The organism is Paraburkholderia tagetis, from assembly GCF_022213065.1.
Classification (GTDB): domain Bacteria; phylum Pseudomonadota; class Gammaproteobacteria; order Burkholderiales; family Burkholderiaceae; genus Paraburkholderia; species Paraburkholderia tagetis.
The window spans coordinates 401,952-417,593 of sequence record NZ_JAKLJA010000001.1 but is presented as its reverse complement, the minus strand read 5'-3'; the positions used below and the strand labels follow the sequence as shown (position 1 = coordinate 417,593).

The 15,642-nt window shown below is 63.2% G+C and carries 14 protein-coding genes; 2 read left to right on the top strand and 12 right to left on the bottom strand.

Translation table 11 applies throughout. The features are described from left to right. Nucleotides 1-15: 15 nt before the first annotated feature. Nucleotides 16-1,389 (bottom strand): MFS transporter, encoded by a 1,374-nt coding sequence (locus L5014_RS01765; RefSeq protein WP_238461858.1) that lies wholly within the window; start codon nucleotides 1,387-1,389, stop codon nucleotides 16-18. 402 nt (nucleotides 1,390-1,791) lie between these two features. Between L5014_RS01765 and L5014_RS01760 the strand changes: the two genes are divergently transcribed. Then, nucleotides 1,792-2,799, top strand: coding sequence for a zinc-dependent alcohol dehydrogenase family protein (locus L5014_RS01760; protein WP_238461857.1), 1,008 nt, complete (start codon nucleotides 1,792-1,794; stop codon nucleotides 2,797-2,799). Nucleotides 2,800-3,169: 370 nt separating this feature from the next. On the opposite strand, the gene L5014_RS01755 is transcribed toward L5014_RS01760, so the two are convergent. The 8 genes from L5014_RS01755 to L5014_RS01720 all read right to left on the bottom strand — a co-directional run bounded on the left by L5014_RS01755 (nucleotide 3,170) and on the right by L5014_RS01720 (nucleotide 12,134). After that, nucleotides 3,170-3,448, bottom strand: a complete 279-nt coding sequence (locus L5014_RS01755; protein ID WP_027818693.1) for an HU family DNA-binding protein — start codon at nucleotides 3,446-3,448, stop codon at nucleotides 3,170-3,172. A gap of 174 nt (nucleotides 3,449-3,622) precedes the next feature. Next, the gene (locus L5014_RS01750) at nucleotides 3,623-4,969 is read right to left on the bottom strand and encodes a glutamine synthetase family protein (protein ID WP_238461856.1); all 1,347 of its coding nucleotides are present in this window, start codon (nucleotides 4,967-4,969) and stop codon (nucleotides 3,623-3,625) included. Between the two features lie 167 nt (nucleotides 4,970-5,136). Continuing rightward, nucleotides 5,137-5,694 carry a helix-turn-helix domain-containing protein gene (locus L5014_RS01745; RefSeq protein WP_238461855.1) on the bottom strand — a complete coding sequence of 186 codons (558 nt, stop codon included), beginning with the start codon at nucleotides 5,692-5,694 and terminating at the stop codon, nucleotides 5,137-5,139. 14 nt (nucleotides 5,695-5,708) lie between these two features. Next, entirely contained in the window at nucleotides 5,709-6,998 is a 1,290-nt protein-coding gene (locus L5014_RS01740) for an NAD(P)/FAD-dependent oxidoreductase (RefSeq protein ID WP_238461854.1), read from the bottom strand. Between the two features lie 73 nt (nucleotides 6,999-7,071). Further along, nucleotides 7,072-8,379 carry an MFS transporter gene (locus L5014_RS01735; RefSeq protein WP_238461853.1) on the bottom strand — a complete coding sequence of 436 codons (1,308 nt, stop codon included), beginning with the start codon at nucleotides 8,377-8,379 and terminating at the stop codon, nucleotides 7,072-7,074. 43 nt (nucleotides 8,380-8,422) lie between these two features. Continuing rightward, on the bottom strand, nucleotides 8,423-9,343 hold the full coding sequence (locus L5014_RS01730; RefSeq protein ID WP_238461852.1) for a dihydrodipicolinate synthase family protein: 921 nt from the start codon (nucleotides 9,341-9,343) through the stop codon (nucleotides 8,423-8,425). 86 nt (nucleotides 9,344-9,429) lie between these two features. After that, on the bottom strand, nucleotides 9,430-10,488 hold the full coding sequence (locus tag L5014_RS01725; protein ID WP_238461851.1) for an Ldh family oxidoreductase: 1,059 nt from the start codon (nucleotides 10,486-10,488) through the stop codon (nucleotides 9,430-9,432). A gap of 80 nt (nucleotides 10,489-10,568) precedes the next feature. Continuing rightward, complete coding sequence (locus L5014_RS01720) at nucleotides 10,569-12,134, bottom strand: UxaA family hydrolase (RefSeq protein ID WP_238461850.1); 1,566 nt, start codon at nucleotides 12,132-12,134, stop codon at nucleotides 10,569-10,571. A gap of 124 nt (nucleotides 12,135-12,258) precedes the next feature. On the opposite strand from L5014_RS01720, the gene L5014_RS01715 reads away from it, so the two are divergent. Continuing rightward, nucleotides 12,259-13,203, top strand: a complete 945-nt coding sequence (locus tag L5014_RS01715; RefSeq protein WP_238462124.1) for a LysR family transcriptional regulator — start codon at nucleotides 12,259-12,261, stop codon at nucleotides 13,201-13,203. A gap of 23 nt (nucleotides 13,204-13,226) precedes the next feature. Here L5014_RS01715 and L5014_RS01710 read toward each other — a convergent pair whose 3' ends face one another. From L5014_RS01710 to L5014_RS01700, 3 genes are read right to left on the bottom strand one after another with little or no spacing between them, the layout of a single operon-like run. Further along, nucleotides 13,227-14,207: an amidohydrolase family protein gene (locus tag L5014_RS01710; RefSeq protein ID WP_238461849.1), complete on the bottom strand. Its 981-nt coding sequence runs from the start codon at nucleotides 14,205-14,207 to the stop codon at nucleotides 13,227-13,229. Nucleotides 14,208-14,247: 40 nt separating this feature from the next. Then, entirely contained in the window at nucleotides 14,248-15,192 is a 945-nt protein-coding gene (locus L5014_RS01705; RefSeq protein WP_238462123.1) for an amidohydrolase family protein, read from the bottom strand. 32 nt (nucleotides 15,193-15,224) lie between these two features. Continuing rightward, a complete protein-coding gene (locus L5014_RS01700) occupies nucleotides 15,225-15,638 on the bottom strand; it encodes a thioesterase family protein (protein ID WP_238461848.1) in 414 nt (137 codons plus the stop codon). Nucleotides 15,639-15,642: the final 4 nt, after the last annotated feature.

Below are 15,642 nucleotides of genomic sequence, written 5' to 3'. Positions count from 1 at the left end.
CGCGCCCGGTGTAGTTCAGCGCGCCTTTTGCGCCGCGGGCACGCCAATCAGCAACGCCACGCCGCTTGCCACCAGCAGCGCGGTGAGCACGTAGAGCGCGTTGTCCATGCTGCCGGTATGCGTCTTGATGAGCCCGATCGCCCACGGGCTCACGATCCCGCTCGTAATGCCGATGCTGCTAATGAGCGCGATGCCGGCAGCGGCTGCCTTGCCCGTGAGCCAGGCGGGCGGCACGGCCCAGAAGATCGGCAACGCGGCGAAGATCAGGACGGCGGCCAACGAGAGAATCGCCATCATCGCGGCAAAGCTCGCCAGATGCAGCGTAAGCAAGGAGAGCGCGATGCCGCCGCCGATGGTGCACGCCGCGAAATGCCAGCGGCGCTCGCCGCGCCGGTCGGAGCGGCGAGCGATCAGCATCAGGCCCACGGCGCCTACCGCGTTCGGAATCACCGTATAGAGGCTGATCGCCAGCACGTCATGCACGCCGAAGTCGCGAATCATCAGCGGCATCCAGAAGTTGAGCGTGAGCGATGCGCAGGTCAGCGAAAAATAGATGAACGCGAACAGATAGACGCGCGGGTTGCGCAATGCCGCGCCGAACGAGCGCGAAGAATGTGACGAATGCGCGGTTGCGTGCTTGCCCGTGTTCGTGTTCGTGATCTCGCCGTCGCGCTGCGCAATCAGGTGAGCCTTTTCCGCATCGCTGAGCCAGCGTGCCTGCTCCGGACCATCGACGAGCCAGAAGACCGCCATCAGGCCGAGCAGCACAGCGGGCAAGCCCTCGATCGCGAACATCCAGCGCCAGCCCTCAAGGCCCATGACACCGCCCATATCGCGCATGATCCACCCCGAGATGAGCCCGCCCAGCACACCCGCCACCGCGACGCCCGCAAAGAAAATCGAGAACACCGCGGCGCGGCGGTGCGGCGGAAACCAGTAGGTCAGATACAGCACGATGCCGGGGAAAAAGCCCGCCTCGAACACGCCGAGCAGAAAACGCAGCGCGTAAAAGTGCGTGGGCGTATGCACGAACATCATGCACGTCGAAGCGATCCCCCACAGCAGCATGATGCGCATGAAGGTGCTACGCGCGCCAAAGCGTGCGAGCAGCAAATTGCTGGGCACTTCGCAAATCACGTATCCCACGTAGAAGACGGCGGCGCCGAGACCGTACATCGCATCGCTGAAGCCGAGGTCGTGCTTCATCTGCAACTGGGCGAAGCCGATGTTGATGCGATCGAGAAACGACACGACGTAGCAGACGAACAGAAACGGAATGACGTGCCACGAGACTTTGCGGTACAGCAGGTCATCGCTGGTTGGGGACGCAGCCGCGAGCGGCGCGAGCGTGGAGTCGGACGCACGGTCCGTGATGATCGATTGCGGCATGTGCCTGTCTCCAAACCTTGGAGGAGTTCCGCGCCACGCGGATCTCCGTTTAGCGGCGTCTGACGCGCCTTGGGAACGATTCGATGAAATTTCCGGCGACGGCGGCCCAGACCAGGACACAGAGAATTGCTGCGGCGCAGCGTGCCAGCACTGCGACGACGAGCCCCTTGCGGCCACCGTGGATGCATCATAGAAGCGCTCGAATTTATTTGTCAATAGCAAATCATTTCGTCAAACGTAAACAATACGACGACCTCCCAACGAGAATCAGGGGCAGCGGCTTCGAGACGGCGCCCCACGCCGCCAGGATCGCCTGCGCGCGTCTATGCTTCGTCAGGTGTCTGTGACGGCAAGTTCGCCAACACCCAAGACGCCGCGTTGCGGCGCTTCCAGGAGATCTTCATGAAAGCCATCAAACTGATCGCGCCTGCCGGGCTCGACAATCTCAAGCTCGTGGATATGGCCGCACCGGGCGAGCCGCAGGCGGGGGAAATCCGCGTGCGGCTGCATGCCAGTTCGCTGAACTACCACGATCTGGGCGTCGTGCGCGGGCATATGGGCGCCGCCGACGGGCGCATTCCCATGTCCGACGGCGCGGGCGTGGTCGAAGCCGTGGGCCCGGGCGTGAGCGAATTCGCCGTGGGCGAGCACGTGGTGTCCACGTTCTTCCCGACATGGCTCGACGGCGAGCCCACGATTCCCGACTTCTCCACCACGCCCGGCGACGGCGTGGACGGCTACGCGCGCGAAGCGGTGATCGCGCCCGCCACCGCGTTCACGCACAGCCCGCGCGGCTACAGCCACGCCGAAGCAGCCACGCTCACGACCGCCGGGCTGACGGCCTGGCGGGCGCTGGTGGTGAACGGCGCACTCAAGGCCGGCGATACAGTGCTAGTGCTGGGCACGGGCGGCGTGTCGATTTTCGCGCTGCAATTCGCCAAGGCGATGGGCGCGAGCGTGATTGCCACGTCGTCATCCGATGAGAAGCTCGAGCGCGCGCGGCAGCTAGGCGCCGACCACACGATCAACTATCGCCGCGAGCCGCAATGGGCGCAGCGAGTGCTGGAATTCACGAACGGACGCGGCGTCGATCACGTGGTTGAGGTGGGTGGCCCGGGAACACTCGAACAGTCGATTCTGGCTACGCGCGTGGGCGGCCATATCGCGTTGATCGGCGTGCTGACCGGTATCGCGGGCCCGGTGCCGACCGCCACGATGATGCGTCGCCAGCAGCGCTTGCAGGGTTTGATCGTCGGGAGCCGCCAGCACCAGATCGACCTCGTGCGCGCCATCGACGCAACCGGCGTCAAGCCGGTGATCGATCGCTCGTTCCCGCTGGAAGGAATCGCCGATGCGTTCCGGCTCCAGCAAACGGGCGGGCACTTCGGGAAAATTGTTCTGGAGTACTGAGATGCCCTGCGTCGAAGCTGCGAGGAAGGCGAAAACGTGGACGCGATGTTGCGTGCCGCAGCGATATATCGTGACAACGCGCATGGCGCCGTCGCGATCGTGCGAATTCACGGTAATGCCTGAAATCTGTAATGAACTGAAATAACCGGCCGGACACTCTGGCAATCCGGTGGCAATCTGGTAGCAATCCGGTGATGATTCGGCGCCACCAAAAGAACTACCGGGAGCGAGGCGTCATGCGCCCTGCTCCCGGTTGATGATGCACCTTGCCGCTGCAACCGCACGCACGATGGGCGAGATAGCGAAAACGGCAACGCGCCGCTTCCGCCAGCTTGCTACGCTCGTGCGCCCCGCGAGCGGCGGGCCTGCATCACGATGCGTTGACGGCGTCCTTGAATGCCTTGCCGGCCGTGAACTTCACCGTCTTCGCCGCAGCGATCTGGATTTCCGCGCCCGTAGCCGGGTTACGGCCCACGCGAGCAGCACGCTGGCCGGTCGAGAACGAGCCGAAGCCGACGAGCTGCACGGAATCGCCCGACGTGACCGCCTTGGTGACCACTTCGAGGATCGCGTCGATTGCGGCTCCGGTGGCTGCCTTGGTCTCGCCCGTGCTTGCGGCGACTGCGTCAATGAGTTCCTGTTTGTTCATCTGCTACCTGTGTTGAGTTGAGAAAACCTGCATACCCTACCTCACGCGAGCCAAACAGGCAAATCGCGTTGCATATGGAAACGCAAAGCACACGGGGCTTACAGGCCCTTCAGCCACCTGGAATGATTCGTGCAAGCGATTTTCAGGCCGATTTAGTGACTATTTCGCATCATTTTACAAAAACCAACGATATTCTCGCGCTCCGATTACATTCATAAAATCGAGGTGATCCTGCCGCTTATTCTCGCAATAAACTCCCGTGAAATCTTCACCGAGCCCCTCGCGCACCCCGGCATGCCCGCTCATGGCGGCCACCGCCGAGAGCATGTCACCCGGGAAATCGATCCCGCTCGCGCGATCTTCGTTGAGCGCCGCAATCGGTTCGAGGCCCGCCTCCAGGCCACCTTCGATGCCGGCGAGGATGGCCGCGAGCACGAGATACGGATTGGCATCGGCGCCCGCGAGCCGGTGCTCGATGCGCAGATTCGCTTCGTCGGATTCCGGAATGCGGATGCAGGCATCGCGATCCTCAAAACCCCAGCTCGCCCGGCTCGCCGCATTGACCATCGCCCCGTAGCGCCGGAATGCGTTGTGATTGGGCGCAAAAATGGGCATGCAATACGGCAGCAGCGCGAGGCAGCCCGCTACAGCATGACGCATCGCGCGCCGCTCGCGCGCTGCGAGCACGTTGCGTCCCGCCTCGTCATAGAGACTCACGTGCACGTGCATGCCGCTGCCCGGCGCATCGAGCAGCGGCTTCGACATGAAGCTCGCGCGATAGCCATGCCGCATGGCCACACCGCGCGTGCTCCGGCAGAAGAGCGCGGACCAGTCCGCCGCGCGCAGCGCGTCGTCGCAGTGGCCGAAGTTGATTTCGAATTGCCCAGGCCCGAGCTCCGCGGTGATGACCGTTGCGTCCACACCCTGCTCGCGCGCGGTCTCGACCATCTCGTGCAGCACGGGCGCGAAACGCGAAAGGCGCTCGATATGCATGTTCGACTGATCGTCTTCGTCGTTGCATAGCGGATCGCGTGCGTGCTGCGGCAGACCTTCGCGCAGCTTCGCATCGAACAGATAGAACTCCAGCTCGAATGCCACCACCGGCTTGAGGCCGCGCCGCGCGAAACGATCGAGCACCCGCGCGAGTACCTGGCGCGGCTCGAACGCGATGGGCGTCGCGGTGCCGTCCGAGGTGATGAGCATTTGCGCGAGCGTCTGCTGCTCCCAGCGCACCGGCTTGAGCGTGCCGGGCACGAGGCGGCGCGGCACATCGGGGTCGCCGTCTTGAAAGCAATAATCGCCGATTGGATACACCCCGCCTTGCGCGCCGAGCAGGATGCAGTTTTGCGGCAGCTTGAGCAACGCGCCGGCCGCCACCTTCTCGAGCATGGCGATGGGGTAACGCTTGCCGTAGAAATGCCCGGGGATGTCGAGGCAGATCAGGTCGACATATTGCACGTCGGGATGAGCCGCACGAAAGGCGCGTACTTCGCTCAGGAGGTCAGTTGCGATAGCCGTCACGTCGAGTTCCTCGTTGGCGAGAGATGATGGACCTGCTATTTAATCCGGACTCCAGATCATGCTGAAAACACCCGCGCCGGCAAGGCGCATGCCTTCCGGATCCTTGTCTAAGGATGGCATCAAAGCGGGCAACGAAACGGGCATCAAAGCGGACATCGAAGTGTGCGTCAGGTGAAGACCCAAAGCACCCGTGCATCCTTGTCCGAGCGATTCGCGTAACTGAAGCGACAGCGCGCCGGCAACTGAAAGCTGTCGCCGGCTTTGAGCGTGACTTCTTCGTCTTCGCCGTCGAGCCAGATGGTGAGCTCGCCTTCGAGCACGAAGCCGCCCTGCTCGTCGCTGTCGTCCACGGGGCGTTCGCCGCTTGTGGCGCCCGGCTCCAGCAGGCTCTCCAGCATCGAGAAACCCGACGACATGCTCGGCGAGACCAGCACGTCGGTGATGCCGCCGCCGTAATAGAGCGTGCGCCGCTCGCCGGGGCGCGTGACCCATGGCAGCGCGCGCGGCTTGCTCACACTGTAGAAGTACGTGGTGGGCGTTTGCAGCGCCTCGCCGATGGCGGTGAGGTCGGCGACCGTGGGCCGCGACATGCCGCGCTCGACCTGCGAGAGAAAACCCACCGAGCGGCCGATTCGTTGCGCGAGTTCGGCCAGCGTCACCTTCTTGTGCTTGCGCAGATCGCGAATGAGGATCGCGAGGCCTTCTATCTCTTCTTCCCTGTCCATGTCGAATCCCTCAATCACACCACGTCGCGCATGCGATACCAGAGCTTGCCGAGCGCTTCGAGCGGCGCGGCCAGCGCGTCACCGCCCGGGAAGCGCGGATTATGAATGGCCTCATAGAGCGAGAGCAAACGCGTGTCGCCGAGTATTGCATCGGACACTGCGCGCGCCGCGGCCAGGGTCGGCAGCACGCCGTGCCCCGAGAAGCCCTGGAGCCAGTAGCGCCCGCGTGCGTGCCCCACGTCCGGCGTGCGCCGGATGCTGATGTCGATATGACCGCCCCATGCGTATTCGAGCGCGACGCCGCGCAGTTGCGGAAAAACGCGTTCGAGGCTCGGACGAATCGCCGCGCGAATGTCCTTGGGGATGCCGCCGAGATAGGTGCACGCGCCACCGAACAGCAGCCGATGGTCAGGACTCAGCCGGAAGTAGTCGGGCACGAACTGGTTGTCGATCACGCAACTATTGCGCGGCAACAGCGCCTGCGCGCGTTGCGGGTCGAGTGGCGCGGTTGCCACCTGATACGTGCCGACCGGCAGGACGCGGCGCGCAAGCTCGCGATCGAGGCGGTCGATATAGGCGTTGCAGGCGAGCACGAGTGTGTCCGCGCGGATCAGGCCACCGGGCGTCGTTGCGATGAAACCTGTCGGCGTTTCGCGCCATTGCTGCACGCGAGTCTGTTCGAAGATACGTCCGCCCGCGCGCTCGATGGCCGCGGCGATGCCAAGCGCCAGTTTGAGCGGATTGAGGTGGCCGGCCTCGGGATCGTAGAGCGCCGCGAGATAGCGCCGGCTGCCCACCCATGCGGGCATATCCGGCTCGGCAATGACCCGCAGCGCGTCGTAGCCCCACTTGTGGGCAGCTTCGTCGCGCGCCGCATCCAGCAACGCAATGCGGTTGCGCTTCACGGCGGTCCAGAGGCTGCCGGGACGGTAGTCGGCATCGAAACCGTGGCGCTCGGGCAGTTCGCGCACCTCGCGCGCCGCCCAGCGCATGCTCTCCCAAAGCTCGCGTGCGCCTGCGAGCCCCAGCGACTGCTCGAGCGGCCCCATATCGCACGACCAGCCGAGCAGCGCCTGCCCGCCGTTGCGCCCGGACGCGGCCCACGCCACGCGGCTCGCCTCCACGACCACCACGCGACGGCCCGCGAGCGCGAGGCGCAACGCCGTGTGAAGCCCGCTGAAGCCGGCGCCGACGATCAGGACATCGGCGTCGCACTCGCCCGCCAATGCCGGGCGCACAGGCACCTCGCCGGGCAAGGTGCGGGCGTAAAAGCTCTCCACATGCTGGGTCGATTCGACGAACATGACGGCATCCGTGAAATTTTATCGGCTAAATTTCATGAAAAATTAGCACGACAATTTCACGAACGCAATCGGGTTACTGCGGCTCTGGAATCGGCTGTTTCACCATGAACCAGTAGAACAGTGCCGCACAGCCCGCGATCAGTCCGCCACTGATGAGCGCAAGCGAATACGAACCGGTACGGTCGACGATAAAACCCGCGACGGCCGGCGAGAAAGCGCCACCGAAGTAACCGCCAAAGTTCTGGATTGAGCCGACCGAGGCAACCATCGACTTCGGGGCAACGTCGGTGGACAGTGCCCACGCGTGGCCGAGAATCGCGGCGATGAAGCCGAGGCCGATGGTCATGAGCGCGATGGTTTCGGTAAGCGAAGTGACGAACGGCAGTGCGATTGCACAGATTGCCGCGCCTGCGGAGCAGAATGCGATCATCAGCCGTTTCGCGTTGATTGGCGTCGCGATGCCACGCTCGATGATCTTCTTGGTCAGCAAGCCCGCAGCGATTTCCGAAAGCCCCCCACCAATCCAGGGAATGCTCGCGTAAATGCCCATCTGTGCGAGCGTGATGTGGAAGCGGTCCAGCAGATACAGCGGCAGGAACACCAGGAAGAGATTCCACAGCCAGATCGAACAGAAGTATCCGCAGATCATTCCCCACACGCTGCGATACGTGAAGAGACTCGTCCATTTCAGCCGGCTTGCACTGCGCGTTTGCTCATGCGCGCCGCCGCCAGCCTCGATGTAGCTGAATTCCTCTCGCGAGAGCCGGGGATGATCGGCAGGGCTGCGGTAGCGCAACAGAAAGAACACAGCGAACACTACGCCGGCAATACCGGTCAGATAGAAAAGCGAGCGCCATCCGAACGCAATCATCAATGGCACGAGTACGACAGGCGCCAGCGCCGGCCCCCATTTCGTGGATGAATCCCACACGCCCGTCGCCACGCCGCGCTCCTTTTCCGGAAACCACGCAGCGGTAATTTTCGCGGAGGTCGGAAAGCACGGCGCCTCGCCGACCGCGAGCAGCGCGCGCATCGCGATCAACCCCGCGAACGAGCCCACGATGCCCGTCATCCACGTCGCCACGCTCCACCAGATCATGCCGTAGGCGTATGCGCGCTTTGCGCCAAAGCGGTCGATGATCCATCCCGCGGGCAACTGCATGACCGCATAGGTCCACGCGAACACCGTGCCAAGCAGGCCGATCTCGGTACGCGTGAAGTTCAGGTCATGAATCATTCCAGGTGCTGCGATCGACAGGCTTGCCCGGTCGAGATAATTGATGATGCCGCCTGCGAGCAGCCAGAGCAGCACATACCAGCGCAGGTTCATGCGGGTCGTGCCGGCAATGGGGGCTACTTTTGTAGCGAGGTTTTCGTCCACAGCGTGTCTCCTTGTTGTAGTGCGTTCGTCATGCAAAGACGGCTTATCTGCCCCAGCGCAGCACGAGAGGATCGAGTCGCCGTGCGATCTCGATCAGACCTGCACGGGCGGCAGGATGAACCCGCGCGAGTGGATGGCGTACGGCGTCGGAGGCGATCACGCCACCCTCCTTCATCAGGATCTTGCAAGTGGCAATGCCGGTCTGGCGGTTCTCGTAGTTGATGAGCGGCAGCCATGCCTGATAGAGATCGGCGGCCCGGCTGGTATCGCCCGCCATATAGACGTCAACGATCTTGCGAATGCCATCGGGATAGCCGCCGCCGGTCATCGTGCCGGTTGCGCCCGCATCGAGGTCGGGAATCAGCGTGATCGCCTCCTCGCCGTCCCACGGGCCGATCACGGCGTCACCGCCCAGTTCGATCAGTTCGCGCAATTTCGCCGCGGCCTGGGGACATTCGATCTTGAAGTACGAGACATTGCGCACTTCTCTCGCCAGCCGTGCGAGGAACGCCGCCGTGAGCGTCGTGCCCGAGACGGGCGCGTCCTGGATCATGACCGGAATGTCGATGGCGTCGGACACGCGGCGATAGAACTCAAGAATGCCGCGCTCGGCCACCCGGATCGTCGCGCCGTGATACGGCGGCATCACCATCACCATCGCCGCGCCTGCGTCTTGTGCGGCGCGGCTGCGCGCAGCGCACACGTCGCTGCTGAAGTGCGTGGTGGTCACGATAACGGGCACGCGGCCCGCGACGTGTTCGAGCACAACCCGCTGAACCGTGTTGCGCTCATCATCGGAAAGGGCAAACTGCTCGGAGAAATTGGCAAGGATCGCGAGGCCATTGGAACCGGCGTCGATCATGAAATCGACCGCGCGCCGTTGGCCTGCCACGTCGAGACGGCCACTGTCGTCAAAGATGGTTGGCACAACAGGAAACACGCCGCGCAAGACTTCGTGCGTCATCAGAAACTTCTCCTTTAGGTGGAATGCTTTATAAGCATTCCAAAATACATACAGGTGAGCGATGCGGAACCGCCGGTTTGCGGATCTCAGTCGAGCGGCTTCGGGAAGGCGACACCGTAACGCTCACCCCACTTATCGAGAGCGGGACGGATGGTGGGATGCAGCTGCACGCCCGCAGCGAGCTGGGCATCGCGCCGGGCCATTGCACCGTCTCCGGGCATGCGCACCCGCTCCACGCCGGGGCGCGGCGGGTTGGTACGGCACGCCTGCGCCAGCCAGTCCATCTGGCGATGGAATTCGTCGAGACCGGCGAACGCGGCGGGATCATAGAGCGTCATGAACACCGTCGCGCCCCAGCCGGTGGGGCTATCGGCACGGCCATGCCCGGCCAGCCCGCTCGTGAGCGCCTCGATCAGCACCGCGAGGCCGAAGCCCTTGTGGCCCGCATCCATGCCGCCGAGCGGCAGGATCGTGCCAGGCGGGTCGGTAAAGAGCGCGCCAGGCTCACGCGTCGCGTGTCCGTCGGCGTCCAGCAGCCACGCCTCGTCGAACTGCTTGCCGGCTTTGTGCAGCCGCGCCGTCATTGCATTCGTCGTGATCGACGCGGAGATGTCGATCAGGAAAGGCGAGTGGGTCGTGGGTACGCCAAGCGCAACCGGATTGGGCGTAAAGACCGCGCGCGTGCCGCCAAACGGTGCAACGCTCTGCACGCTCGGATCCGAACTCGACAGCAACAGGACAAAACCCGCTTCGGTCGCGCGCAGCAGATAAGTCGCAAGACACGCGATGTGATGGCTGTGCCTGATCGCAAGGGTAGCCGTGCCGTACTGGTGTGCGCGCGGAATCAGGGCATCGATGCCGCGCAGCACGAGAGAGGGGCCGGGCAGACGTCTGCCATCCCACAGCAGCGCGGCCGGCCGGTCGGACAGCACGATGGGCTCCCCTTCCTTCGTCATGTGGCCCGCCTGAAGCTCATCCAGATAGCCCGGGAGTTGCGCGAGGCCGTGGGTATCGTGACCCAGCAAATCGCCTTCGACGAGCGTCGTCGCAACGGCATCGGCGTGCGTTGCGGCCAGACCCGCCGCGTCGAGCAACTGGTTGGCGTAGGCCATCAATGCGTCGGCCGCGTAATGTGGCTGGTTCATGGTGTGGTCTCCTCCCATGCGGCGCGCGGGTGGATATCGCGCCGGTTTGTTCCCGGTTTGTTCCGATAGTGACGTGAGCTTCAGGTGATGGCGCCGATCTGCCAGGGCACGAACTCGTTCTGTCCGTAGCCGTGAATCTCGCTGCGCGAGCGCTGGCCGGACGCCACCTGGAGCATGAGCTGGAAGAGCTCGGCGCCCACCTCTTCAATCGTCTTCGTGCCCGCGAGGATGGGCCCGCAATTCAGGTCCATGTCATCCTGCTGGCGCTGCCATAGTGCTTCGTTGGTCGCGATCTTGAGCGACGGCGTCGGAGCACACCCATAGGCGGAACCACGTCCTGTGGTGAAACAGATCAGGTTGGCGCCGCCCGCCACCTGGCCAGTCGCCGAGATCGGGTCATAGCCGGGCGTATCCATGAAGACGAACCCCTTCGCATGGACCGGCTGCGCATATTCGTAGACGTCCACGAGATTCGTTGTTCCGCCTTTGGCCACTGCGCCCAGCGACTTCTCGAGAATGGTCGTCAGCCCGCCCGCCTTGTTGCCGGCCGAAGGATTGTTGTCCAGCGAGGCATGGTTGCGCGCGCAATAATCCTCCCACCAGCGGATACGGGCGACCAGTTTTTCCGCCACCTGAGCGTTGAGCGCACGACGCGTGAGAAGGTGCTCGGCGCCGTAGATCTCAGGCGTTTCGGAAAGAATCGCCGTGCCTCCATGCGCCACCAGCAAGTCGACGGCGGCGCCGAGCGCCGGGTTCGCCGAAATTCCCGAATAACCATCGGAGCCCCCGCACTGAAGGCCGACGACGAGATGGGAAGCCGGTACCGGCTCGCGCCGCGCATCGTTTGCCTTGGCGAGCAGTCCCTGAACGAGTTCGACGCCCCGCTCGATCGACTTGACGGTTCCGCCGGTCTCCTGAATGTTGTAGGTGCTGAGCCGACCTGTGCTCACGAGCGCTTCGAGATGCTGCTTTTCGACGAGCCGCGCGATCTGGTTGGTTTCGCAACCCAGTCCGATGACGAGCACGGCGGCGAAATTCGGATGAACCACGTAGCCGCCGAGCGTGCGCTGCAGGATTTCAAGCGCTTCGCCTTCCGCGTCGACCGCGCAGCCAACCCCATGCGTGAGCGCGACCACGCCATCGATATTCGGATAGGCGCCGAGCGCCTCGGGGTGGATGTCGCGGCGAAAGCGATCGGCGATCGCCCGGGCGACCGTGGCCGAGCAGTTGACCGACGTGAGGATCCCAATGTAGTTACGCGTGGCGACGCGGCCGTCGGGACGCACGATACCGTCGAAAGTGGCGTTTCCGTCGGCAACGCGGGTTGGCTTCGCATCGGCGCAGAACGCATAGTCGCGCTGGAATTCACCCATCGCGAGGTTATGCGTGTGCACATGTTCGCCCGGCGCGATTGGCCGGCTCGCAAAGCCGATGATCTGGCCATAGCGCCGCACGGGCTGGCCCTGGCCGATTGCACGCACGGCGATCTTGTGGCCGGGAGGAACGAGGCCACTCACCGTCACGCCCTCTTCCTGCAGCACCGTCCCGCCGACGAGCTGGGAACGGGCGATCACCACATCGTCGCTGCGATGAAGCCGGATGACCGGCGAGATAGAGCTAGCGTTCTGTTCGCTGATTGTCGCCATTGTGTATCTCATGAAGGCATCGGGATTCGCGACGCCAGGATTGTCTCCAGCGGCGACTATACGGGCCAACTTTCCGGGCTGTACAGTGATAAATTTCCATCTCGTGATCACTTTTAGGAATCGGATGACAACCCTGGATGCCCTGATGTCGAGATTGCGGATTCGCCAGCTACAGTTGCTGATTGCGCTCGACGAACACAAATCCATGCACAAGGCGGCGGGCGTGATGTCGATGACGCAGTCGGCCGCGAGCAAGATGCTCGGCGAACTGGAATCCATCTTCGCTGCGCAGCTTTTTGAGCGCTCGAAAAACGGCATGATCCCCAACCAGTTCGGCCATTGCGTGATCCGCCATGCGCGGCTGCTGACGATGGACCTGAGCGCGCTGTGTGACGACATTTCGGAAATCCGCAGCGGTCGGGGCGGACGGCTCGCCATCGGCTCGATCATGGGAGCGATCCCGGAAATCGTGGTGCCGGTGCTTGACGAACTGCACGCAAGCCAGCAGAACCTTTCCGTCGAGGTGGTCGAGGACACCAGCGCAAAGATGCTCTTGCAGCTCGATGAAGGGCATCTGGATCTCGTCATCGGGCGCACGGTCGTCAGCGACCAGCCAGCGAAATACCGTTACCAGAAGATCGGCGACGAGCCGCTATCGGTGGTTGTCGGCCACGCACATCCGCCCCTGCCGGAAAACGTCGAGATACGGGATCTGATCGATCACCGCTGGGTTGTCTATCCGACCCAGATGCCTCTGCGTGCCCTGCTCGAACGGGAGATGGATCTTGCCGGACTGACGATGCCGGGCAACACGATCTCGACCGCATCCACGTTCGTGACGGTAACGCTGCTCATGCAGAACACGGGTCTCGTATCGGTGCTGCCCACCGACATCGCCAGCCTGTGCGCGCGGCACGGCATGCTCCGGATCCTGCCGATCAGGCTGCGTTCGCAGTCGCAGAGTTTTGGTATCGTCACGCGCAAGGGCGGTCCGATCTCGCCGCCCGCTGCCCGCTTTATCGAAATGCTGAAGGTTCGTCTCGCTGCGGCATGGCCGCCTGGTGAATGACTTACACGAAGCAACCCGTACAGTCAAAGCCCATACACCCTGACCGCGTTGTCATGGAAAAGCCGCAAGCGGTCTTCAATGGACCAGGCACGCGCAATCTGCTTGAACCCGTCAAAGATGTCGGTCAGGGTGTCCACCACGCCATCCACGGGGTAGTTGCTGGCAAACGAGCAGCGCTGCGTGCCGAACACGTCGATGGCCGTCCGCACGACGGGACCATTCGATTCGACGCTCCACGACTGCCCCGGAACGCAAATTCCCGAGATTTTCAGGTGGACATTGGGCTCGCGCGCCACGCGTTCAAGTGCTGCTCGCCAGGCGCTCAATCCCTCTTTCGAGCGGTCCGCCGGCAGACCGGTGTGATTGATGACGATCCGCGTTGCCGGGAAATCGCGCGCGAGTTCCGCGGCCTCGTTGAAATGCCACCAGAAAACCTGTAGCTCGAAATGCAGGTCGTGGCGCTGAAGCTTCGCGTAGCCGTCCCGCCACTTGGGATCCCGCATCGATCCCGGCGCGACGAAGCACTCCGTCCACGCCTCGCGCGCAACCGCGGTGGGCTTGTGCCTGACGCCTCTGACCAGTGCATGGCGGCCATAGGCATCCAGAACGAGGTCCACCTCTTCCTGATCGAGCCGTGCGTGGCCGCACATGGCATGGGGAAAACCATGTTCGCGCGCCAGCGCATCCACCCAGCGCAGTTCGCCGAGCGGATCGTCGGGGTCCCACTCGCCTTCGATCAGCACCGTCTTCACGATCCTGTGATGGCCCGCCGCGCGAAAATAATCGTCAGGCAAGAAACTGCGCCGGATCTTGTCGTAATTACCGTAGCGAAAATGCTTGACGGGCTTGTCTGTTAGCCACGGATAGTAGTTTTTCTCCAGATCGAAAAAATGCTGATGCGGGTCCACGATGGGCAAATCGTCGTCGGAGCCCGTTTCCAGAAAGCGGCTGCGAAGCTGCGTCGCGTCGGGCACGGCATCCTGCCCGGAATGTGCGTTTGACATGATGACTCTTCGCCGGAATTCGGCGCTTGGATGCTAGATCTCAGGGTTGAATGTCCATGCGATAAAACCGAAGCGCATTGCGAAAGAAGATATTCTTCTGCGCTTCGCGCCCCAGGGGGGCGAGCATGACTCGCATGCTGTCGACGAGCACGTCATAGCTCACTCGCAAACCCGCCACCGGGAAATTGCTTGCGAACATGCACCGGTCGACGCCGAAGATGGAGACGGCATCGAGCACGATCCGCCGGTTTTCATCGTAGTTCCATGCTTTGCCCTTCAACCCGAACTCGGAAAGCTTCACATACACGTTCGGCTGTTTCGCCAACTGCTCCATCCAGTCCCGCCATCGCGCGAGCCCTTCCTCGCTGCGGTCCCAAGGAAAACCTGTGTGATTCAAGGCGATCATCGTGTTGGGGAACAGGCGGGCCACTTCGGTCGCATCGGGGAGATGCCACGGCGGCACGCGCAAGTCCCACGACAAGCCGAACCTTTCGAGCAGCGCAAACCCTTGCAGCCATTTCGGATCCTGCATCGTCCCAGCCAGGCCATGGACCGATTCGCCGGGCCGCGCCGAAGTCACCGGCTTCGAGCGAATCCCGCGCACGAGCGGATACGCCGCATGCTGCGCAAGAATCTCTTCGGTATCGGGCCGATCGAACCACGCATGCGCCACGACGGCGCCGGGAAAGCCATATTTCGCATGAACATCGTGCAGCCATCGCGTTTCCGCGACCTGCTCGTCGCGCGCGCGCTCCGCCTCCACGTGTACGGTTCCAATCACGGGCTGTCCGCGAGCGACGGCAAGATAGTCCTCCGGCAAGAAGTCCCGGCAAAGGCTGCGGTAGTCGCCCAGAAAGAACGCTTCGTGGTACTCGTCCTGAAGCCACGGGTAGTGTCCCGCCGCGAGATCCCACAAGTGATGATGGGCATCGATAATCGGAATCTCGTCCGGTCCGATCCCGGTCTTGCCGTCGATGCGCTTCATCGAGGGCTCGCCAGCGGCGCTCGTGCGCTCGCTCATACGGTGACTCCCACGCGGCTTGCCTTCGCGGCGACCCGCGTCTTGAGCTTTTCCACATCGATCACGAAACGCGAATGGCTGCCGGAGCACACCTGTTCCACGTCGTCGAATACCGCCACGTCGAATTTCACCGCGCGGCCTTCGATTCGCGCGACCTTCACGTCGATGCGCACGTGCATGCCGAGCAAGGTCGCGCCCGTGTGCGCGATATCGACCGCCGTGCCCACCGAGTTCGCGCCGTCCTCGACATGTTCGAGCAGGTAGACCAGACAGGTCTGCTCGATGTCGTTGATCAGTTGCGGCGTGGCATAGATCCGCAACGCCTCGCCGAGAAATGAAATCGTACGGTCACGGTCAACGGGAATCGTGCGCGAGTAAAGTTCGCCCTCATGCAGGGTATCTTTGATCATCTGG